The organism is Actinomadura sp. 3N407, assembly GCF_052245875.1.
In the GTDB taxonomy this organism is placed as follows: Bacteria; Actinomycetota; Actinomycetes; order Streptosporangiales; family Streptosporangiaceae; genus Spirillospora.
Map to the genome: position 1 here is coordinate 71,088 of NZ_JBQQBP010000010.1, position 21,653 is coordinate 92,740.

At 72.6% G+C, this 21,653-nt stretch carries 21 protein-coding genes; 15 read left to right on the forward strand and 6 right to left on the reverse strand.

Going from position 1 to position 21,653, the window contains the following annotated elements; translation table 11 throughout:
• The first annotated feature begins 123 nt into the window (after positions 1–123).
• Positions 124–366 carry a hypothetical protein gene (locus tag ACTWPP_RS24870; RefSeq protein ID WP_443106754.1) on the forward strand — a complete coding sequence of 81 codons (243 nt, stop codon included), beginning with the start codon at positions 124–126 and terminating at the stop codon, positions 364–366.
• 24 nt (positions 367–390) lie between these two features.
• On the opposite strand, the gene ACTWPP_RS24875 is transcribed toward ACTWPP_RS24870, so the two are convergent.
• The gene (locus ACTWPP_RS24875; RefSeq protein WP_443106755.1) at positions 391–1,773 is read right to left on the reverse strand and encodes a PTS transporter subunit EIIC; all 1,383 of its coding nucleotides are present in this window, start codon (positions 1,771–1,773) and stop codon (positions 391–393) included.
• 24 nt (positions 1,774–1,797) lie between these two features.
• Positions 1,798–2,538 carry a GntR family transcriptional regulator gene (locus ACTWPP_RS24880; RefSeq protein WP_443106756.1) on the reverse strand — a complete coding sequence of 247 codons (741 nt, stop codon included), beginning with the start codon at positions 2,536–2,538 and terminating at the stop codon, positions 1,798–1,800.
• A gap of 437 nt (positions 2,539–2,975) precedes the next feature.
• Here ACTWPP_RS24880 and nagA point away from each other — a divergent pair, with 437 nt between their 5' ends.
• From nagA to ptsP, 7 genes are all read left to right on the forward strand, one after another.
• Positions 2,976–4,136, forward strand: coding sequence for an N-acetylglucosamine-6-phosphate deacetylase (gene nagA, locus ACTWPP_RS24885; protein WP_443106757.1), 1,161 nt, complete (start codon positions 2,976–2,978; stop codon positions 4,134–4,136).
• Complete coding sequence (locus ACTWPP_RS24890; protein WP_443106758.1) at positions 4,133–5,173, forward strand: SIS domain-containing protein; 1,041 nt, start codon at positions 4,133–4,135, stop codon at positions 5,171–5,173. Before nagA ends, ACTWPP_RS24890 begins: the two co-directional genes overlap by 4 nt.
• A 132-nt stretch (positions 5,174–5,305) precedes the next feature.
• Entirely contained in the window at positions 5,306–5,539 is a 234-nt protein-coding gene (locus tag ACTWPP_RS24895; RefSeq protein WP_443106759.1) for a glucose PTS transporter subunit EIIB, read from the forward strand.
• A 49-nt stretch (positions 5,540–5,588) separates the two neighbouring features.
• Positions 5,589–6,038 carry a PTS sugar transporter subunit IIA gene (locus ACTWPP_RS24900; protein ID WP_443106760.1) on the forward strand — a complete coding sequence of 150 codons (450 nt, stop codon included), beginning with the start codon at positions 5,589–5,591 and terminating at the stop codon, positions 6,036–6,038.
• Between the two features lie 39 nt (positions 6,039–6,077).
• Complete coding sequence (locus ACTWPP_RS24905; RefSeq protein WP_443106761.1) at positions 6,078–6,755, forward strand: HAD family hydrolase; 678 nt, start codon at positions 6,078–6,080, stop codon at positions 6,753–6,755.
• Positions 6,756–6,792: 37 nt separating this feature from the next.
• Positions 6,793–7,065, forward strand: coding sequence for an HPr family phosphocarrier protein (locus ACTWPP_RS24910; RefSeq protein ID WP_443106762.1), 273 nt, complete (start codon positions 6,793–6,795; stop codon positions 7,063–7,065).
• Complete coding sequence (gene ptsP / locus ACTWPP_RS24915) at positions 7,062–8,750, forward strand: phosphoenolpyruvate--protein phosphotransferase (protein WP_443106993.1); 1,689 nt, start codon at positions 7,062–7,064, stop codon at positions 8,748–8,750. The genes ACTWPP_RS24910 and ptsP overlap by 4 nt, the downstream gene beginning before the upstream one ends.
• Before the next feature lie 35 nt (positions 8,751–8,785).
• Here ptsP and ACTWPP_RS24920 read toward each other — a convergent pair whose 3' ends face one another.
• From ACTWPP_RS24920 to ACTWPP_RS24930, 3 genes are all read right to left on the reverse strand, one after another.
• Positions 8,786–9,313 (reverse strand): hypothetical protein, encoded by a 528-nt coding sequence (locus ACTWPP_RS24920; RefSeq protein ID WP_443106763.1) that lies wholly within the window; start codon positions 9,311–9,313, stop codon positions 8,786–8,788.
• A 92-nt stretch (positions 9,314–9,405) separates the two neighbouring features.
• Positions 9,406–11,055 (reverse strand): glycoside hydrolase family 3 protein, encoded by a 1,650-nt coding sequence (locus ACTWPP_RS24925; RefSeq protein WP_443106764.1) that lies wholly within the window; start codon positions 11,053–11,055, stop codon positions 9,406–9,408.
• A 313-nt stretch (positions 11,056–11,368) separates the two neighbouring features.
• Positions 11,369–12,694, reverse strand: a complete 1,326-nt coding sequence (locus ACTWPP_RS24930; protein ID WP_443106765.1) for an N-acetylglucosamine kinase — start codon at positions 12,692–12,694, stop codon at positions 11,369–11,371.
• 61 nt (positions 12,695–12,755) lie between these two features.
• Between ACTWPP_RS24930 and ACTWPP_RS24935 the strand changes: the two genes are divergently transcribed.
• From ACTWPP_RS24935 to ACTWPP_RS24965, 7 genes are all read left to right on the forward strand, one after another.
• Entirely contained in the window at positions 12,756–13,754 is a 999-nt protein-coding gene (locus ACTWPP_RS24935) for a MurR/RpiR family transcriptional regulator (protein ID WP_443106766.1), read from the forward strand.
• Positions 13,751–14,647, forward strand: a complete 897-nt coding sequence (locus ACTWPP_RS24940; protein ID WP_443106767.1) for an N-acetylmuramic acid 6-phosphate etherase — start codon at positions 13,751–13,753, stop codon at positions 14,645–14,647. The genes ACTWPP_RS24935 and ACTWPP_RS24940 overlap by 4 nt, the downstream gene beginning before the upstream one ends.
• A 228-nt stretch (positions 14,648–14,875) precedes the next feature.
• Entirely contained in the window at positions 14,876–15,529 is a 654-nt protein-coding gene (locus tag ACTWPP_RS24945; protein WP_443106994.1) for an HAD family hydrolase, read from the forward strand.
• Positions 15,530–15,570: 41 nt separating this feature from the next.
• Positions 15,571–16,074 (forward strand): DUF6912 family protein, encoded by a 504-nt coding sequence (locus ACTWPP_RS24950; protein ID WP_443106768.1) that lies wholly within the window; start codon positions 15,571–15,573, stop codon positions 16,072–16,074.
• A 93-nt stretch (positions 16,075–16,167) separates the two neighbouring features.
• Positions 16,168–17,799 carry an L-glutamate gamma-semialdehyde dehydrogenase gene (gene pruA / locus ACTWPP_RS24955; protein ID WP_443106769.1) on the forward strand — a complete coding sequence of 544 codons (1,632 nt, stop codon included), beginning with the start codon at positions 16,168–16,170 and terminating at the stop codon, positions 17,797–17,799.
• A gap of 275 nt (positions 17,800–18,074) precedes the next feature.
• Positions 18,075–18,785 (forward strand): HAD family hydrolase, encoded by a 711-nt coding sequence (locus ACTWPP_RS24960; protein WP_443106770.1) that lies wholly within the window; start codon positions 18,075–18,077, stop codon positions 18,783–18,785.
• 310 nt (positions 18,786–19,095) lie between these two features.
• Positions 19,096–21,051 (forward strand): acetoacetate--CoA ligase, encoded by a 1,956-nt coding sequence (locus tag ACTWPP_RS24965; protein WP_443106771.1) that lies wholly within the window; start codon positions 19,096–19,098, stop codon positions 21,049–21,051.
• On the opposite strand, the gene ACTWPP_RS24970 is transcribed toward ACTWPP_RS24965, so the two are convergent.
• Complete coding sequence (locus ACTWPP_RS24970; RefSeq protein WP_443106772.1) at positions 21,041–21,637, reverse strand: hypothetical protein; 597 nt, start codon at positions 21,635–21,637, stop codon at positions 21,041–21,043. The two genes, ACTWPP_RS24965 and ACTWPP_RS24970, sit on opposite strands and share 11 nt — an antisense overlap.
• Positions 21,638–21,653 lie beyond the last annotated feature (16 nt).

The window sequence follows — 21,653 nt, forward strand, 5'->3', positions numbered from 1 at the left end:
ACGCCGAAGCAGGGCCGCACACTTCTGTTGCGGCGTGTCGCCCTCATTGACCGGCTGATCAGGGTGACCTGCCGCGACGCAACGGGCTGGTCGACGCGGCGGACGCGAAGGCGGCGGGATGTGATGGCAGCAGACGTAAAGGCGGTGGGGCGTGATGGTGGCCGGGCGTGGAGGTGGCTGGAGGGGCGGGGCGTGATGGCGGCAGACGTGGAGGCGGTGGACGTGGAGGCGGTGGACATGGAGGCGGCGGGACGCTTGGGGGCGTCCCGCCGCCTGGGAGCCGAGTCCCGGACAGTGCGGGGAATCCGGGACTCGTGGGAGCTGGGCCGGTGGGCTGACCGGCCCGGAAGGGGCGCCGGGGGATGAGGACCACGGGCGCCCCGGAGTGGGTCAGCCGCCGGAGGGGGCCTCCTTCGGTTCGTCGCCCGGCCCCTTGCGGTCCTTCTTTCGGGTGCTCTTCGTGGCGCCGGCCATTTCCGGGTCGGCGGCGGGGTCGGCGGCCGTCGACTCCTCGCCTTCGGGTTCCCGGCCGGGTGTCGCGAAGTTGAACTTCTCGATCATGAACTTGAAGATGAAGTAGTAGAGGAAGAAGTACAGGACGCCCATGCCGAGGATGAGCCACAGCCCCTCGGTGTTCTCCTTGCGGGCGTTCAGCAGCAGGTCGATGAGGCCCGCGGAGAAGCCGAAGCCGAGTTGGGCCCCGGCGGCCTCCAGGATCGCCATCGAGATGCCGGTGAGCACGACGTGGACGCCGTACAGGACGGGCGCGACGAACATGAACGCGAACTCGATCGGTTCGGTGACGCCGGTGACGAACGCGGTGAGCCCCGCGGAGACCATGATGCCGCCGACCGCGGGACGGCGGTGCGCGGGTGCGGCGCGCCAGATGGCGAGGGCCGCGCCGGGCAGGCCGAACATCAGCACGGGGAAGAACCCGGCGAGGAAGCCGCCCGCGTCGGGGTCGCCGGCCAGGTAGCGGTTGATCTCGCCGTGCACGGCGCCGTCGGGTCCCTCGTAGGTGCCGAACACGAACCAGATGAGCGAGTTCGGGATGTGGTGGAGGCCGAACGGCAGCAGGAGCCGGTTGATGACGCCGTAGATTCCGGCGCCGGCGGCGCCCGCCCCGGTGATCCACTCGCCGAAGTCGGTGAGCCAGCTGCCGAGCACCGGCCAGAGGAATCCGATCACGATGCCGAGGGCGAGGCCCGCGACGGCGGTGATGATGGGCACGAACCGGCGGCCGCCGAAGAACGCCAGCCAGGTCGGCAGCTTGACCCGGTAGAAGCGCTGGTACAGCAGCGCGGCGATGACGCCCATGAGGATGCCGCCGAGCACGTCGGTCGGGTTCTTGGCGCCCCAGTCGATGACCTGGGCCTCGGCACCGTCGGTCACCTTGGTGATCATGACGTTGCCCTGGAGCTCGTCGGTGTGCGAGAACATGATCTTGGACACGCGGTCGAAGACCAGGTACCCGACCACCGCGGCCAGCGCGGTGGAGCCGTCGGACTTCTTGGCGAAACCGATCGCCACGCCGACCGCGAAGAGCAGGGGCAGGGCCGCGAACAGCGCGTTGCCGGCTTCACCGACGATCTCGGCAATGCGGTCCCAGCCGAGGCCGTCGGCGCCGAGCATGTCGGCCTGGCCGAAGCGGAGCAGGAGTGCGGCGGCTGGAAGCACCGCGATCGGCAGCATGAGGCTGCGGCCGATGCGCTGCAGCACGGCGAGGGCGCTCGACCCTCGCCGTGGAGCGGAGTCCACTGTCGTCGAAGTCATCGCGAGATTCCTCCTCAGGGGTTTTCAGGAGTGCGGCGGGGGGTTTCCGAGGGCCGTGTGGATCTGGTACCGGTCTGCCCTGTAGGTCGACACGCCCAGCTCGGCGCACACACCTCCGGTGTACGAGCGGCGTTGCAGGAGCAGCACGGCGCTGCCCTTGGGGATCTGCAGGTGCCTGGCGTCGGTGGCGTCGGCCAGGCTGGCGTCGATGGTCTGGTCGCCCGCGTCGAAGACGAGCCCGTACACCGCTTCGAGGACGCCGTACAGCGAGCGGTCGGCGAGGCGGCGGTCGAGCAGGTCGGGGGCGAGCGAGGCCAGGAGGTGGGAGCGCTCCACGGCCATGGGTTCACCGTCGGCGGTGCGCAGGCGTTCGATGACGTGGATCTCGGTACCGGTTTCGATCTCGAAGATCCGGGCGAGGCGCGCGTCGGCCGGGACCGTACGGCGGTCCAGGTCGATCGCGCCGGGACGCAGACCGCGGACCAGCATGTCCTCGGTGAACGAGACGAGCCGCAGCGGCATCTCGATCTTGGGCCGGGCCACGAACGTGCCCTTGCCGGGGACGCGGTAGAGCCGGCCTTCGGAGACGAGCTGGTCGACCCCCTGGCGGACGGTCATACGGGACAGCTCGTACCGGGCGCACAGCTCGCGCTCCGACGGGATCGGGGCGTCGACGGGCAGTTCCGCGCTCTCGATGAGGTCGAGAAGGATGGCGCGGAGCTGGAAGTACTTCGGTACGGGACTGTTCGGATCGATGGTCGTCACGAGGGTCCTCGATGGCCGGAGGCCGGATCGATGGGATTCGCCGGGTTTCGACGGGTATGAGGTGGATGGAGTTTCGGACGGTCTTCGGAGGTTCATACTGGTCTAGGCCGGACTAGACCACAGGATCGAAAGTCATGTCAATGCACGAATTCGTAACGACCGGATCACGTCCCGAAGACCCCATGATCGAAGGAACTCCCAGGTCAGAACGGATTTCGGATGCCCTGTCCGCTTTGGCGGACCGGTGGTGAGGGCCCGTTGCCGACCGTCAGAGCGGAGGTGCCCTCCCCGGGAGAGCGGTGCCGAACGAGTTCCGTCCGGCGTCTTGCGGCCCCCTTCGATTCGTGGAGTATGGTACGTACTGGTCTAGTCCGGACTAGACCAGTTGAACCGGCCGGAACGACCAGCGATCGTCGTGTCGCGGAGAGTGCACAGCCATGGCATCACTACTGATCACGGCCCCCGACATGATCATCACCCCCGCGGACGCTCCTACCCGGGTGCTCTCCCCGGGATTCGTCCGCGTGCGCGACGGTGTGATCGCCGAGGCCGGCGAGGGCCCTCCGCCCGGCACCCCCGACGTCGAGCTGGCGGACGGCCTGCTCGCACCCGGCCTGGTCGACATCCAGGTGAACGGGTACTTCGGCTACGACATGGTGGACGCCGACGAGACCGGCTGGCACACCGTCGTCTCCCGCCTCCCCGAGACCGGCGTGACCGCGTTCATGCCCACCTTCATCACCGCCCCGGTCGAGACGCAGGCCAAGGCCCTGCGCCGCACCCGCGACCTCCTGCCGAACCTGCCGGACGGGACGCGCGTCCTCGGCGTCCACCTCGAAGGCCCGTTCCTGTCCGAGAAGCGCAAAGGCGCCCACAACCCCGTCCACCTGACGGACCCGGCGCCCGACGCCGTCGCGACGCTGCTGGAGACCGGGCTCGTCAAGCTGCTCACCCTCGCGCCCGAACGCAACGGCGCGCTGGAGGCGATCCGCACCCTGACCGAGGCCGGCGTCCTGGTCAGCGTCGGGCACAGCGACGCCACCGCCGCGCAGGTCGCCGCCGCGGCCGACGCGGGCGCCCGCAAGATCACCCACATCTTCAACGCGCAGACCGGCGTCCACCACCGCGACCCGGGCGTGGCCGTGCAGGCGCTGATCGACGACCGGCTGAGCCCCGGCCTCATCCTCGACCTGCACCATGTCGCGCCCGAGGTGGCGGCGCTGGTGTTCCGGGCCGCGCCGGGACGGGTCGTGCTCGTCACCGACGCGGCCGCGTCCGCCGGGATGCCGCCCGGCACCTACGACCTCGGCGGCGAGCCCATCACCATGCCCGAGCAGGGCCCCCCGCTGCGCGCCGACGGCACGATCGCCGGCTCCGGCCTCCGGCTGGACGAGGCGGTCGGCAACGCGATCGGCATCGGCGTCGGCACGGCCGCCGCGGTGGACGCCGCGACCCGCGTCCCCGCCGACCTGATCGGCCGCGGCGACCTCGGCCGGATCGCGCCCGGCGCCGCCGCCGACCTGGTCTGGCTGGGCCCGGACCACCGGGCGCGTACCACGTGGGTGGGCGGGCAGAAAGTCTTCGGAGGGGGATCATGACCAGTCAGATGCGCGCCGAGATCGGTGAGCAGCCCGACGCGCTGGCCCGGACGATCGGTGCGCTGCTGCCGCGCGTGCCCGACCTGGAGGCGCTGGCCCGGCAGACGCGGCAGGTGCTGTTCATCGCCCGCGGATCGTCCGACAACGCGGCGGTGTACGGGCGCTACCTCATCGAGTCGCGCGCCGGCCGGCTGGCGACGCTGGCCGCGCCGTCGATCGCGACGACCTACCGGCGCAGGCTGGACCTCGACGGTGTGCTGGCCGTGGCGATCAGCCAGTCCGGCAAGACCGAGGAGATCGTCGAGACGCTCGACTGGGCCGGGGACTGCGGTGCCCGCACCGTCGCGGTCACCAACGGCGAGGGGTCGCCGCTGGCCGAGTCCGCCGAGATCGCGCTGATCACCCAGGCGGGCGACGAGGTCGCCGTCCCCGCGACCAAGACCTACACCACCCAGCTCGCCGCACTGTCGGTGCTCGGCATCGGTCTCGGCGCGGACGTGGCCGTGGACGATCTGCGCCGCATCCCCGACGAGGTCGCCCGGGTGATCACGCTGACCGAGGCGTCGCCGGCGCTGCCGGAGATCGTCGAGGAGCTGACGAAGGTCCCCGGCACGGTCGTGTCCGGGCGCGGCATCGCGTTCGGCACCGCGCTGGAGCTGGCGCTGAAGATCAAGGAGGCGTGCTACCTGCACGCCATGGGCCTGTCGTACGCCGACCTGCTGCACGGCCCGATCGCCGTCGTCGACGCGCAGACGCCCGCGCTGCTGGTGGCCGCCGACTCCGGCCCGACGCTGGCCGGCACCGTCGCGCTGGCGCGGCGGGTCGAGGGGGCGGGCGCCCGCGCCTTCGGCGTCGGCGGGGGCGCGGAGCTGGCGGAGGCGTGCTCGGCCGCGCTGCCCGGCCCCGCGCTGCCCGAGTGGGTCGCGCCGCTGGGGCTCATCGCCCCCGGGCAGATCCTGGCGGAGAACCTGGCCCGCCGCCTCGGCATCGATCCCGACATGCCCCGTGGCCTGAACAAGGTCACCCAGACAGACTGAAGATTTTTCATCCGGCCCTTGACGGAGACCGCCACCTTCTGCAGATCACCGAGGATGAAAAGTGTTCACTTGAAGCCCGATCCGTTCGCGGCCCGCCGGGCCGGGCCCACCCACCCCGACTAGGAGAAGAACATGGACAAGGCCGAGGCCATCATCGCCGCCCTGGGCGGCGCCGACAACATCGTCGAGATCGAGCCGTGCGCCACCCGGCTGCGCACCGAGGTCTCCGACTCCGGCAAGGTCGACGAGGCGGCGCTGAAGAAGGCGGGCGCGTTCGGCGTCATGCGCAGCGGCACCGTCGTGCAGGTCATCGTGGGACCCGAGGCCGACACCATCGCCAGCGACATCGAGGACATCCTCGACTGACCCCCGTCCCCGACCGACTCGTCCTCGACCGATACGAGGAGCCCCTCCAATGACCCGAGTAATGTCACCGGTGACCGGCCGGGTCGTCGGCCTGGCCGGCGTCCCCGACCCGGTGTTCGCGCAGGCCATGGTCGGCCCGGGCACGGCCGTCGACCCCGAACGCGAATCCGGCCACGCCATCGCGCCCGTCACCGGGAAGATCGTCAAGCTGCATCCGCACGCCTACGTCGTGGTGGACGAGGAAGGCCACGGCGTGCTCGTCCATCTCGGCATCGACACCGTCAAGCTGAAGGGCGAGGGCTTCGAGCTCCTCGTCTCCGAAGGCGACGAGGTCACCGCCGGGCAGCCGGTCGTCGGCTGGAACCCGGCCGTCATCGAGGCGGGCGGACGCTCGCCGATCTGCGCGGTCGTGGCGCTGGACGCGGGCGCCGACGCCCTGTCGGACGTGGTGGAGTCGGGCGAGGTGACCAAAGGCGCCGAGCTGTTCACATGGAGTTGACGGCATGGATCTGACGGCTGGAACCGGGGGGCCGGCCGCATGGCGGTGATCGGCCTGGGTGCGGCGGTGTTCGACCTCGACGGCACCCTCATCGACACCGAGCCGCGCAACCGCGTGATGTGGTCGCGACTGTTCGACGCGCACGGCGTCCCGTACGACGAGGCGCTGATCGCCTCGTTCGCGGGGCGCCGTGGGCTCGAGGTACTGGGCGACCTGGCGCATCTGTTCCCCGGCCGGACGGTCGAGGAGCTGTTCGAGCAGGTGCTGTCCTACGGGGCGACGCCGGGGATGCCGCCGGTCGCGCCCGTCGCCGGCGCGGTCGAACTCGTCCGGTCGCTGGCGGACGCGGGCGTGCCGCTGGCGGTGGTGACCTCGGGGGTGCGCCCGTACGCCGAGGGCCTGCTGGACGAGCTGGGCATCCGCGGGCTCCTGGACATCGTGGTGACCGCCGGGGACGTCGTCACCGGCAAGCCGCACCCGGAGGGGTATCTGGCCGCGGTGCGCGACCTGGACGTCCCGCCGGAGGAGACGATCGGGTTCGAGGACGCCCCGGCGGGCGTCGCGGCCGTCAAGTCCGCCGGCATGACGTGCGTGGGCGTCATCACCACGCAGCCGGCCGGGGCACTGGCCGAGGCCGACCATGTGGTGGCCGATTTCAAGGAAGTGGACGTCGTGCCGGGCCCCGCGCTGCGGGTACGCGGATTGAGAACGCCGTGAAGGTCTGAATCGTTGTCATGAGCGATGGGAGTGTGCAGTGAGCGTGCGTAACGTCAAGATCGAGTCGAGGGTCGGGCTGCATGCGCGGCCGGCCGCGCTGTTCGTGCAGACCGCGGCCCAGGCCCCGATGGACGTGACCGTGGCCAAGCGCGGCGGTGATCCGGTGAACGCCAAGAGCATCCTCGCCGTGCTGGGCCTGGACGCGCGGCATGGCGAGGAGGTCACGCTGTCCGCGGAGGGCGCGGGCGCGGACGAGCTGCTCGACAGCCTTGAGAAGCTGCTGTCCCTGCCGGAGCCCGAGGGGGCCTGAGAGTGCCGGACGTATTGCAGGGCGCGGGCGTCAGCCCCGGTGTCGGTGCCGGGCCGGTACGGAGCATCGCCGGGGCCGTCCCGGAGCCGCCCGCCGGGTCCCGGCACGGCGGTGACGCCGCCGCGGAGCGGGACACGGCCCTCGCCGCGCTGGAGGCCGTCGCCGCCGACCTGGAGGAGCGCGGCGGACGCGCCGCCGAGACCGGCAACACCGCCGGGCGGGACGTGCTGAACGCGCAGGCGCTGATGGCCCGCGATCCCGGCCTCGCCGACGGTGTCCGAGCCAAGATCGACGAGGGGACGGCGGCGGCCCGCGCCGTGTTCGAGGCGTTCGGCTTCTACCGGGAGATGCTCGCCGGGGCGGGCGAGTACATGGCGGCCCGGGTCAGCGACCTGGACGACATCCGCGACCGCGCGATCGCCCGGCTGCTCGGCCTGCCGGTGCCCGGCGTCCCGGAGTCGGACGAGCCGTTCGTCCTGGTCGCCCGTGACCTCGCCCCCGCCGACACCGCCGTCCTCGACCCGGCGCAGGTCGTCGCGTTCGTGACGGAGGAGGGCGGCCCGACCAGCCACACCGCGATCCTGGCCCGGACGATGGGCGTTCCCGCCGTGGTGGCGCTGCGGGGCGCGACCTCGCTCGCCGACGGTACCCGCGTGCTCGTCGACGGCGCCGCGGGGACGGTGCGTCCCGATCCGTCCGAGGAAGAGGTCACCGCGGCCCGCGCCGCGGCGGCCGCCCGCGCGTCCGCGCTGGAGGAGTCCACCGGGCCGGGCGTCACCAAGGACGGTCACGAGGTGCCGCTGCTGGCGAACATCGGCGGCCCGAAGGACGTGGAGGCGGCGCTGGCGAACGGCGCGGAGGGCGTCGGGCTGTACCGCACCGAGTTCCTGTTCCTCGACCGCGCGGCGCCCCCGTCCGACGCGGAGCAGGAGGAGGCGTACCGGAAGGTCCTGGAGGCGTTCCCCGGGGGCCGCGTGGTCGTCCGGACGCTCGACGCGGGCGCCGACAAGCCCCTCGCGTTCCTGCCCGCGCCCGGCGAGGAGCCGAACCCGGCGCTCGGCGAGCGCGGCCTGCGGATGATGCGCCGGCACCCCGACGTCCTGGCCGCCCAGCTCGCCGCCCTCGCCCGCGCCGCCGCGGGCCTGACCACGAAGCTCCAGGTCATGGCCCCGATGGTGACGGACGCGGCCGAGGCCGCCTACTTCGCCGCCGCCTGCCGGGAGGCCGGCATCGAGCATCCCGGCGTCATGATCGAGGTGCCCGCCGCCGCGCTCCGCGCCCACGACCTCGCGCCGGAGGCGGAGTTCTTCAGCATCGGCACCAACGACCTCACGCAGTACGCGTGCGCGGCGGACCGCCAGGTCGGCGGCCTCGCGCACCTGCAGGACCCGTGGCAGCCCGCCGTCCTCGACCTGGTCGCCCCGGCGGCCGGCGCGGGCGTTCCCTGCGGTGTCTGCGGCGAGGCGGCGGGTGACCCGGCGCTCGCGTGCGTCCTGGTCGGCCTCGGTGTGACGTCGCTGTCGATGAGCGCCCCGTCCCTCCCGCTGGTGCGTGCCGCGCTCGCCCGGCACACGCTGGACGAGTGCCGCCAGGCCGCCGCCGCGGCGCGCACCGCCCGCACCGCCGGGCAGGCACGCGAGGCCGCCCGCAACCACCTCCCCGCCCTCGCCGACCTCGGGGTGTGACGCGGCGGCGGGCAGAGGGATCAGGGGTAAAGGGCTCAGGGGTCGAGGACCCAGCGCCCTTCGTACTCGCGGATCGTGTAGGTGTCCAAGAAGAACGCGTGGGGCGGGTGGCCCGGTTTCGGCTGGAGCCGGGCAGGCCCGCCCCTCCACTTCAGGTCCTCGTGCCGGACGGTGTAGGAGCCGTCCGGTCCCTTCTCGGCGGCCGGCACCGTCACGCGGCGAAGCGCGGTGACGTCCCCGGGACCGAGGCCCGCGCGGGCCCGGCGGAAACCCGCCTCGCATCCGCGTTCGCCGAACCGGGCGCGGTCGAAATCGGCCGACGTGTACGTGCACGCGGCCGTGCTCCCCGCGGCGATCGCGCGCAGGTACTTGTAGAGCGTCAGCCGCGCGGGGAGGCTCTCCTGCGGCGACACCGCGCCGATGTCCGCCGCGAACCGGGAGTCGTCGGGTTCGGGAGTGAGCGGCGGCATCGTGATCTCGTCCCCGCCGCCGCAGGCCCCGAGCGCGGGGAGCAGGAGCGCCGGAAGCAGGAACGGGGCGGCAAGGGACGGACGGGCGCGCACGGAAACCTCCTGGGAGGATGAAGGCGCGCCGATCCTCCCAGGCGGGGAGTCTTCACGTCCATCGTCATCGCGCCCATCGGACGCCCGCGCCGCTACCCCCGGCCGAGGCCGTGACCGACGGGCTTGCCGGCCACCGGGACCGGGAGCCTGCCCACCGGGTCCGCCGCGCCGCTCAGCACCTTGCCGAGCGCATCGACCGACACCGCGCTGGAGGAGTACGTGGCGAGCATCGCCTCCGCGCCCCCGGCGGCGCCGAGGTCGTAGGGGAGGCCGAGCGCCGCGACGACGACCGGCCCCGACCCGAGCGCCCGGACCCGGGCCGCGGTGGCCTGCCCCGCGTTCTTCGTGGTCAGGACGGTGACGTCCGCCGAACCCGGACTCGTCGTGGTGACGCCGTGCCGGCGCAGCGCCGTACGGAGCGTCCCGCTCTCCGGGCCGGTGACCGCGACCTTCCTGCCCTTGAGCGGGAGCAGGCCGTCGTCGTCGCGGACGAGGGTGACCGCGCGCTCGGCGACCCGCCGGGCGGTGGCCTTGTGCGCGGACGTGCCGATCACCGACCCGGCCTCGGCCGGGTCGACGGCCGTCCCCTGGAACAGGCCGCGCCGCTGCTTGAGCCTGAGGATCCGCGTCACCGACTCGTCCAGCCGCTTCCGCGTGATCGTCCCGGACCGGACGGCCTTCACCACCGCCCGGTGGGCGCGCGGCAGGCTCGGCGGCATCAGCAGCTGGTCGGCGCCCGCGTTGATCGCCCGCACCGGTACCTGCGCGTCGCCGTACTTCTCGCGCACCCCCGCCATCTCCAGCGAGTCCGTCGTGATCACGCCCTGGTAGCCGAGCGTGCCGCGCAGCAGCCCGGTCAGGACGGTCTTCGACAGCGTGGCCGGGTCGCCCGACCGGTCGAGCTTCGGGACGACGATGTGCGCGGTCATGATCATGTCGACGCCCGCCGCGATCGCCGCCTTGAACGGCGGCGCGTCCAGCCGCTCCCACTCCGCGCGCGAGTGCTTGATCACGGGCAGGCCGGTGTGGCTGTCGGTGGCGGTGTCGCCGTGCCCGGGGAAGTGCTTGGCGGTGGCGGCGATCCCGCCGGCCTGGTAGCCGCCGACGGCCCCGGCCACCATCTTCGACACGAGCGCCGGGTCGGCGCCGAACGAGCGGAGGCCGATCACCGGGTTGCGCGGGTTCACGTTCACGTCCGCGTCCGGCGCGTAGTCCAGGTTGATGCCGATCGCGCGCAGTTCCGTGCCGGTGACCTGGGCGGCGGCGCGGGCGTCCGCGGGGTTCCCGGTCGCGCCGAGCGCCATGTTCCCGGGGAACCGGGTGACGAACGGGGTCCGCGAGACGATGCCCTGCTCCTCGTCCACACCGAGGAGCAGCGGGATCTCGGAAGCCTTCTGCAGCGCGTTCGACTGCGCGGCCGTCCGCTCCGGGGTGCTGATGTTGCCGGGGAAGTAGATCAGCCCGCCGACGTGGTACTTCTTGATCTTCTCGACGGCGTCGGCGCGGCTGGAGAACGTCGGCACGAACAGCTGCCCGACCTTCTCGGCCACGCTCATCTTCGCGACCCGGCCGGGGATCCACGCGTCCGGCGCCGGCGCCGGAGTGCCCGCCGAACCGGGCGTGCCGGACGGGGCGGACGACGCCCGTCCGCCCTTGCCGCTCTCGCCTCCGCCGCCGCAGCCCGCGGCCATCGCCAGGGCCAGCGCCGCCGCCGCGAACGCGAGTGGAGGTGAAGCACGCACCTGACCAGGCCCCCCGACATGGTCTCGGTTCCTCGGTCGCATCGGTCGTCGTGACGTTATGCGTTCCCCGCCGCGCTGTCGAACCGATCTCCAGACCGGCTCGCGCGAACCGGTGGCCCCACCGGGCCCGGCCCCATCAGGACCGCTCCGGCGGCTCTGCTTTCACCGTGGTAACAACTTGATCACGATGGACCCCAGGATCGCGGTTTTCGCGGATCGTGTGGGGTCCATCGCGATGAACCCTGACGGCCTCGACGCCGTCTTCTTCGGGGCGACCGGGCGGGTCGGCCGGGTCCGGTGGGCCGGGGGCGGCTCAGCCGGGCAGGGGGTGGCCGAGACGGCGCAGCGCCATCCCGGCCGCGCCGACGGCGCCGTCGCCCGCGCAGCGCGGTGCCGCGGCGAAGCGGTCGCGCAGCCCGGTGCGGACGGCGTCGGCGACGGGCCCCTCGCGCAGCACCGAGCCGTGCATGACGACCGGTGCGCGGGGGTCGGACAGGGCCGGGCGCACCGCGTCCACGTCGCGGAGCAGCCACTGCGCGGCCTCTTCGGTGATGCGCCGGGCCACCGGGTCGCCGGCGGCCGCGGCGGCGGCGACCACCGGGCCGAGCCGGCCCAGGGCCGCGGGAGGACGGCCGTACACCTCCTTGATGATCGCTTGGGCGAGCCGGGGGTTGGGCGGGGTTCCGGGCACCTCCGGATGTCCCGGCGGGCCGGGGACCACCGGGTGTCCCGGCGGCCCCAGATGGCCGGGCGGCCCGGGATGGCCCGGCGGCCCGTGCGCGCCGGGCGGCCCGTGCGCGCCCGGGGTGCCGTTGCCGGACGAGGGGTAGGGCCCGTTTCCGGGCGGTGGACAGGAGGCGCCGGGAAGCAGCACGACCGTGCCCGCGCCGTTCGAGGAGGCACGGCCACCGCCCCCGCCCGGGGAACCTCCCCCGGACGAGAGCGCGGTGGCCTGGGACAGGACGGAGGAGCCCGGTGACGACGAAGGGGCGCCGGCCATGGCCAGCGCCCTCGGGGGGCGGGGTCTTCGCCTGTCCGAGTCGATCTCCGCGACCACGGTGGCGCCGAGCAGCGCCCTGGGGACCGAATCGGTGAGCAGCGTCGGGGAGCCGCGGCCGTCGTAGGCGGCGAGCGCCGCCCGCACGGCCTCCTTCCCCAGCCACACCGCCGAACCCTCGTCCCCGACGAGCCAGCCGTAGCCGTCCGCGCGCTGCACGATCGTCCCGTCGTTGATGACCGCCGCGCCGGCGCCCGTGCCGGAGAACACCACGATGCCCTTGGGCTCGCTGGTTCCGGCGGCGAACGCCACCGCGATATCGGTCACCACCGCGGGCGAGCCGCGCAGCCCGACGGCCTGCCATGCCTGCCGCGCCGCCGTGACGGCGGCGGGCCGGCCGGCCGAGCCCGCCCCGGCGATTCCGAAGACGCCGGTGAGGATGTGGGTGCGGTCCAGGTCCCCGAGCGCCTCCCGCAGGGCGGTGGTCAGCGCCCCCGCGGTGTCGCCTCCGGAGTTGGGGTTGGCCCCGGGGCCGGTGCCGGAACCGGCCAGGGCACCCCCGAGCGTCAGTACGACGCAGCGGGTCTTCGTGCCACCCGCGTCGATACCGACCACGTAAGGACCGGCCAAATGGGTCAACACATGGCGACCGTAGCCTTTTCTACCGTTGACGTGACATCCTGCACGTAAGAAAATTTCCTCCATGAGGAAACCCATCGGCTCCGAGCGGAGCCCTGAGCAGCGCCCCGAACAGGGGATCACGGGGGAGCCCGGTGTGTCCCGGGGCGAGGCGCCGGCCCGGCCGGGCGAGAGGGACGCCACGCCGCTGAGCACCGTGGTCCGGGTCCGCTCGCTGCTGCCCTCGCTGCCCCCCGCCGAACGACGTGTCGCACAGCGCGTCATCGACGACCCCGAAGGGGTCGCCAACTCCACCATCACCGAACTCGCCCAGACCTGTGGCACCTCGGAGACCACGGTCATCAGGTTCTGCCGGGCGATCGGGTTTCATGGTTATCCAGAGCTGCGGCTGACCCTCGCCACCGAGGCGGGACGGGCCCAGAGCGCCACCGGCGGCCGGGTCATCGGCAGCGACATCAGTCCCGACGACTCGCTCGAACAGATCGTTGAGAAGGTGACCTTCGCCGATGCCCGGGCCGTCGAGGAGACCGCCGCCCAGCTCGACATCAAGATGCTCGAACAGGTCGTGGACGCGGTCGTCGCCGCGGACCGGGTCGACGTCTACGGTGTCGGCGCCAGCGCGTTCGTCGCGGCCGACTTCCAGCAGAAGCTGCACCGCATCGGACGGGTCTGCTCGGCATGGGCGGACGCCCACATCATGCTCACCAGCGCCGCGGTCCTGGGCAACGGTGACGTGGCGATCGGGATCTCGCACACGGGCGCGACGGTGGAGACCATCGACGCCCTGGAGGTGGCCAAGAGCAGGGGGGCCAAGACCGTGGCGCTCACCAATTTCCCCAAGTCCCCGATAGCGGAGGTGGCGGACCTGATCCTCACGACAGCGGCGCGGGAGACGACCTTCCGCTCCGGCGCCACCGCAAGCCGGCTGGCGCAGCTCACGGTGGTCGACTGCGTCTTCGTCGGAGTGGCGCAGCGCACCTACGGGCCGACCCGCAAGGCCCTGGAAGCCACGTTCGAGGCGGTCCGCGGGCGGACCGTGCGACCCGACCGGAGGCGTCGGTGATCGATTGCGAGCTCCCCACGGAGGGACGCAACCCCCGGACCCTCGACGTCGACACGCTGCCGACACTGGAGGTACTGCGCCTGATCAACTCCGAGGACGCGACCGTGCCGATGGTCGTGGCGTCCGTCCTGCCCGAGGTCGCCCGGCTGGTCGACATGTCGGTCGACTCGCTGCGCGGGGGCGGACGCGTCCACTATTTCGGCGCCGGCACGTCGGGCCGGCTCGCGGTGATCGACGCCGCCGAGCTGCCCCCGACGTTCGGCATCTGGGGCCGCGTGGTGGCCCACCACGCCGGTGGGCCCGGCGCGCTGTCCCAGGCGATCTCCGATGTGGAGGACGACGTCGAACTCGGCCGCCGGGACGCGCACGACGTCCAGCCCGGTGACGTCGCCGTCGGCATCGCGGCGAGCGGCCGCACCCCCTACGTGGTGGGGGCGCTGCGCGCCGCCGCCGAGGTGGGCGCCCGCACGGCGCTGATCAGCTGCAACCCGCACACGCCGTACGGGGACGAGGTGGAGGTGCACATAGGCCTCGCCACCGGGCCCGAGGTGATCAGCGGGTCCACGAGGATGAAGGCCGGCACCGCGACCAAGCTGGTGCTCAACTCCTTCTCCACCACGCTGATGATCAGGATGGGGCGGACCTACTCCAACCTGATGGTCAGCGTGAACGCTCTGAACTCCAAGCTGCGCGCCCGGCTGGTGCGCATCCTCACCGAGGCGACGGGCATGGACGCCCGCACCTGCGAGAACGCGTTGACGGAGGCGGGGGGGAACACCCGTGTCGCGCTGGTCTCGCTGCTCGGCGAGGTGCCGGCGGCGCGGGCGACGGTGGTGCTGGAGGAGACCGACGGCGGCGTACGGGAGGCGCTGCAACGGCTGAGGTCGGCCTGATCGGACGGTCCGGTGAGCGGCGGCGGGGCCCCGCCGGCGCACCGGAAGGGACGGACCGGCGAGGGAGACGCCGGCCGATGGGGGGTCCGTGATCATGCGATCGGCGGCACGGTCGTGTGGTCACGGACATGCGGAGTTCGTCCGCCGGTAGAACGGGATTCGGGGATTGTGCCCGGGATCGCCTACGATCGGGCCGTGCCCGATGAAGCCGTGCCCGACGAAGAACATGTGCCCGATGAAGAACATGTGCCCGTCAAAGCCGTGATCACCGACTGGGGCGGCGTCCTGACGTCCCCGCTGGCCGACGCGATCGACGTCTGGCTCGCCGCCGACCGCATCGACGTCGGGCACTACAAGAACGTGATGCGCGCCTGGGTGAAGCAGGCGTACGACGGCACCGGGACCAACCCCATCCACGGGCTGGAGGACGGCTCGCTGGAGGTCGCGGAGTTCGAGCGGCTCCTGGCCGCCGAGCTGCTCACCGTCGACGGCGGCCCGGTGGAGGCCGCCGGGCTGATCGCCCGCATGTTCGGGGCGTTCAGCCCCGTCCAGCAGATGTACGACGCGCTCCGCGCGGCCCGCGCCGCCGGCACCCGCACCGCGCTGCTGTCGAACTCGTGGGGCAACGACTACCCCCACGACCTGTTCGCCGACCTCTTCGACGCCGTCGTCATCTCCTGCGAGGTCGGGATGCGCAAGCCCGACGAGCGGATCTTCCGGCACGCCCTGGACCTGCTCGGCCTGGACGCCGCCGAATGCGTCTTCATCGACGACATCGAGCACAACATCCGCGCCGCCGAGCGGCTCGGCATCCGCGGCATCCACCACACCGCGCCCGACACCACGATCGCCGAACTCCGCGAGCTGAACCTGCTGCCCTGACGGTACGGCCGTGTGACGGTCTGGCAGACTTGCTGACCGTCATGCGCGTCTATCTGCCGTCCACGCTCACGCTCCTCGCCGGCGCCCACGCCGCCCGGGAGATCGGTCCCGCGCCGCTCGCCGCGCACGCGGTCACGCCCGCGCTGCGCGAGTGGTACGCGGGCGGCGACCTGGAGGAGCTGGAGTACGCGGCGATGTCGGCCGCCGCCCGCGCCTCGCTGCGCCTCCTCGCCGCCGCCCCGGCCGCCCCGCGCCGCCGCGTCGTGCTGGCCGCCGAGGTGCCCGACGGCCAGGTCAGATGGGTCGGCACCGATGTGGTCGGCGCCGACCGCGCGCTGGTCGAGGTGTCCGCCGCCGTCCCGTGGACGAAGATCGCGTCCGGCCATGTCGACGACGCGGGCGCCGCCGCCGACATCGCCGCCGCGGCCGACGCCCTGCCCGCCGCCGACGCCGGCGACGACGACGCCCGGTTCACCGTGGACGGCGCCGAAGGCCACGAACTCCTCTGGTACGCCACCCAGGAACTCCCGCATCTCCTCGACTGACGGGCAAATCGTGCGGGGCGGTATTTCGCGGAGTGTGGGCGGGTAAGTCCCACGGCAGTCGACAACGCCGTCGGATTCGCAGGGAGCCGTCAGATGGACGCCGTCACCACCGTGCCGGTACCGAGGAACGAACCGGTCAAGAGCCACGCACCGGGCAGCCCCGAACGGGCCGCACTCGAAGCCAAGATCAAAGAGCTCGGCGGCGAGCAGACCGAGCTGACCATGACGATCGGGGGCGAGCGGCGGATGGGCGCCGGCACGCCGATCGACGTCGTCGAGCCCCACAACCACGCGCACATCCTCGGCCGGATGGGCAACTCCACCGAACCGGACGTGGCCGAGGCGATCTCGGCGGCGCGGGAGGCCGCGCCCGCCTGGCGGGCGATGGCGTTCGAGGACCGCGCCGCGATCTTCCTGCGCGCCGCCGACCTGCTCGCCGGGCCGTGGCGTTCCACGGTGAACGCCGCCACGATCCTCGGGCAGTCCAAGTCCGTGCAGCAGGCCGAGATCGACGCCGCCTGCGAGCTGATCGACTTCCTGCGGTTCAACGTCGCCTACGCGGAGCAGATCCACGGGATCCAGCCGCTGTCGCCCCCCGGCGTGTGGAACCGGCTGGAGTACCGGCCGCTGGAGGGCTTCGTCCTCGCCATCACCCCGTTCAACTTCAGCGCGATCGCCGGGAACCTGCCGACCTCGCCCGCGCTGATGGGCAATGTCGTGGTGTGGAAGCCGTCCCCGACCCAGCAGCTCGCCGCGCACCACACGATGCGGCTGCTGGAGGCCGCCGGGCTCCCGCCCGGAGTGATCAACCTCGTCACCGGGGACGGGCGGGCCGTGTCGAACGTGGCGCTGCGCCACCCCGATCTGGCGGGGCTGCACTTCACCGGATCGGTCGGCACCTTCCAGAACCTGTGGCGGATGATCGGGGAGAACATCTCCGGGTACAGGGGCTACCCGCGGATCGTCGGCGAGACCGGCGGGAAGGACTTCGTCGTCGCGCACCCGTCCGCCGACCCGGCCCTGCTGAAGACGGCCCTCATCCGCGGCGCCTTCGAGTACCAGGGGCAGAAGTGCTCCGCCGCGTCCCGCGCCTACATTCCGCGTTCCGTCTGGGACGCGATCCGCGACGATTTCTGCGCCGAGACCGAGTCCCTCACGATGGGCAACGTCGCCGAGGACCTGTCGCTGTTCATGGGCGCCGTCATCGACGAGCGCGCGTTCGCCAAGCACCGCGCGGCGATCGAGCGGGCCCGCGGCATCGGCGGCATGAAGATCCTCACCGGCGGCGCGCTGGACGACTCGCGGGGCTACTTCGTCCGGCCGACGGTCCTGGAGTCGTCCGACCCCACCGACGAGATCTTCACGAAGGAGTACTTCGGGCCGATCCTCGGCGTGCACGTCTACGACGACGGCGACTACGGCACCGTCCTCCACCAGATGGAGAGCGTGTCCGAGTACGGCCTGACCGGCGCGATCATCGCCGAGGACCGTGCCGCGATCGCCGCCGCCACCGACGCGCTCCGGTTCGCCGCCGGCAACTTCTACATCAACGACAAGCCGACCGGTTCGATCGTCGGGCAGCAGCCGTTCGGCGGCGCCCGCGGGTCCGGCACCAACGACAAGGCCGGCTCGGTGTTCAACCTCACCCGCTGGACGAGCGTCCGCTCGATCAAGGAGTCGTTCGTCCCGCCGACCGACCACCGCTACCCCCACATGGGCACCTGACCCGGACCGTCCCGAGCACCCGCGCGGCCCGGCACCAGCGCGGCCCGGCACCAGCGCGGCCCGGCACCAGCGCGGCCCGGCACCAGCGCGGCGCGGCACCGCCGCGGCCCCGGCACCCGCGCTGCTGCGCGCACGGGGGTCGTCCCGTGCGCGGGGTGGTTGCGGTCGGTGGCCGGGAGGCCGGACGATAAGCTCGCCCCGCCGCCGCTTCGGCGGGGCGGGCCGGTGCCGGGGCGCCGCCCGTCCACGCTCAACCGACCGCGCATGGGAACGGGATGTCGACGCTGAACCGTCTGGTGCTGTGGAACATCGATCACACGCTGGTCGACGTCGGGCGGGTCACCCGGGACGCCTACGCCGAGGCCTTCCAGCGGACCATCGGCAGGCCCCTCGTCCGCCTCGCGCCCACCCCCGGCCGTACCGAGTCGGAGATCATCTTCGAGACCCTCGCGTTCAACGACGTCGTCACCACCGACGACCACCTGTCCGCCTTCTTCGACGCGCTCACCGAGGCGTTCGCGACCCGCCGCGCCGACCTGCGCGCCCACGGCCGCGTCCTGGCGGGCGCCGGCGAGGCCGTCGAGGCGCTCGCCCACGTCCCCGGCGTCGTCCAGTCCGTGCTGACCGGCTCCCTCCAGCCGAACGCCTACCTGAAGGTGACCGAGCTGGGCCTCGGCGGCCGCCTCGACCTCGACGCCGGCGGCTACGAGAACGGCGTCTACAGCAAGGCCGCCCTCCTGGAGCTCGCCCGCACCCGCGCCGGTGAACGCCACGGCGCCCGCTACCCCGAGTCCGCCACCGTCTACATCGCCGACTCTCCCCGCGACGTCCAGGCCGCCCACATCGCCGGCTCCCCGATCATCGCCGTCGCCACCGGCAGCGCCACCGAGGCCGAACTGCGCGCCGCCGGCGCCGATCGGGTCCTGGCCACCCTCTCCGACACCAACGCGGTCGTCAGCGCCGTCGCCGACCTCACCCGCATCTGACCCACCGTCATCCGCCTGACCCCCTTTCGCGTGACCGAGCTTCCGTGAAAAGTGTCGCGGGCCCACCGGGCATCCGGTCGCCGAACGCGCGCCTGTGGATGACCAGCGGACCGCTCGGCTATGTGGGGGTGGCGGATGATCCGGCGCGATGGTGTGTGAGGATTCGGGATTGCCCGGATTCAGGTCTGTGACCTGCGATGGGACGCGGCGCCGAGGGGTATCGGCATGCGGATCGGGGAAGTTGCGCGGTCGGCGCGGCGGGACCGATATTGGGATGGCCGCGCCCGTGGCGCGGCGGGGAGGGAGAGAGATGACCCGTGAGGTTTCTGAGGGTTCGACGCTGTGGGAGCCGTCGGAGGAGGTCGTCGCGAACGCGCGGGTGACCCACTTCGTCCACTGGCTGTGGGACCGGGGCGTCCTCGCGGAGACCTACGACGACCTGTGGCGCTGGTCCGTCACGGAGGTCGACGCGTTCTGGGACGCGATCTGGTCGTACTTCGAGGTCGTCGGCGAGCGCGGTGACGGCCCCGTGCGGACGGGCGGGCCCATGCCGGTGGACGGGCTGACGTGGTTCCCCGGCGCGACCCTCAACTACGCGGCGAACGCGCTGCGCCGCGCGGCGGAGACCCCGGACGAGACCGCGGTGATCTTCCGTTCGGAGGCGGGCGGGCATCGCATGCTGTCCTACCGGGAGCTGGCCATGCACGTCGCGGAGGTCCGCGCGGGCCTGGCCGACCTGGGCGTGGGCAAGGGGGACCGGGTCGCCGCCTACATCCCGAACATTCCCGAGGCGCTGATCTGCTTCCTCGCCACGGCGTCGCTGGGCGCGGTCTGGTCGTCGTGCTCCCCGGACTTCGGCTCCTCCTCGGTGATCGACCGGTTCGCGCAGATCGAACCGAAGGTCCTGATCGCCGTGGACGGCTACGCCTACAACGGCAAGCGGTTCGACCGGCGTGAGATCGTCGCCGAGATCGAGGCCGCGCTGCCGAGCCTGGCCGCCACCGTCCTGATCCCCTACCTCGACCCGGCCGCGACCCCGGACGGCCTGCGGGTGGGCCTGCACTACGGCGAGCTGCCCCGCCCCGACTGCGACACCCCGGAGTTCGAGGACGTCCCGTTCGACCATCCCCTGTGGGTCGTCTACTCGTCCGGAACCACCGGCCTGCCCAAACCGATCGTCCACGGCCACGGCGGCGTCGTCCTCGAACACCTCAAGGCGCTGTCGTTCCACCAGGACCTCGGCCCGGAGGACGTCTTCTTCTGGTTCACCACCACCGGCTGGATGATGTGGAACTACCTCATCGGCGGCCTGCTGGTGGGGTCCACCGTCGTCATGTACGACGGCGCCCCCCTCGACCTGTGGACGCTCGTCGCCGACAACGGCGTCACCTACATGGGCGTCGGCGCGCCCTACATCACGGCCTCCGCCAAGGAAGGCCGCCGCCCCGGTGAGGAACACGACCTGTCGGGCCTGCGCGGCATAGGCTCCACCGGTTCCCCGCTCCCGCCCGAAGGCTTCGCCTGGGTGTACGACGCCGTCGGCAGGGACCTCCTGCTCGGCTCGTTCTCCGGAGGCACCGACCTGTGCACCGGTTTCGTCGGCCCGTCGCCGCTGCTGCCGCTGCGCGCCGGCGTCATCCAGTGCCGCGGCCTCGGCGCCAAGGTCGAGGCGTTCGGCGACGACGGCGAACCCGTGGTGGACGAGGTCGGCGAACTGGTCATCACCGAGCCCATGCCGTCCATGCCGGTCCACTTCTGGAACGACGAGGGCGGCGAGCGCTACCGCGAGTCGTACTTCGACATGTACCCGGGCGTGTGGCGGCACGGCGACTGGGTCAAGATCCTCCCGGACGGCGGCTGCGTCATCTACGGCCGTTCCGACTCCACGCTGAACCGCGGCGGCGTCCGCATGGGCACGTCCGACTTCTACCGCGTCGTCGAGGCGTTCGAGGAGATCACCGACAGCCTCGTCATCGACACCGGCCGCCTCGGCCAGGAGGGCCGCCTGCTCCTGTACGTCCAGCTCGCCGAAGGCGCGACCCTCACCGACGACCTGCTCGGCAGCCTCAAACGCCGGATCCGCTCATCGCTGTCGCCCCGGCACGTCCCGGACGAGATCCACGCCGTCCCCGGCATCCCCCGGACCCTGTCGGGCAAGAAGCTGGAGGTCCCCGTCCGCAAGATCCTCCAGGGCACCCCGGTCGACAAGGCCGCCAACCGGGACTCCATGGCCAACCCGGAGGTCCTCACCCACTTCACCCCCTAGACCTGGCGGCGTAGGCGAGGATGTCGCGGCGGCGGTACAGGCGGCGGACCTTGCCGCCGCCGAGGGGTTCGACCCGTGCCGGTTCGGGCCAGCCGGCGGGTGGGCGCTTGGGGTAGACGGTGACGCTCGTCTGCGCCAGGCCCAGGATGCGGGCGGCGTCGGCCAGGGTGACGAGGTCGTCCGGGTCTTCGCCGGGCGGACGTTCCTCGTACGCGGTGAACCAGGCCGTCCAGGCGGCCTCGTCCCAGTAGAGGGCCTTGCCCGAGCGGTGCGCGGCGTCGGGGTGGCCGTTGGACGCACGGTCGGCCCAGAGCTGTTTGAGGCGGTGGCGGCTCACGTTGTGGCGGGCGGCCAGCTGGTCGCGGGTGACCAGGCCGGGCGGGACGTCTCCGGAGCGGCGGGCGGCGTACCAGCGGTCCCAGGCTTCGGCGTCCCAGGCGAGCTGGGAGCCGACCGTCCCGGCCGGTTCGGGGTGGCCGTTGGACGCGCGCTCGCGGAACCACTTCTCCAGCGTGCTGCGTCCCAGCCCGTGCGCGTCCATGAGTTCGGCGCGGGTGTAGACGCGGCGGCCGTCGAGCATTGTCATGGCGTTCAGTCTCGCT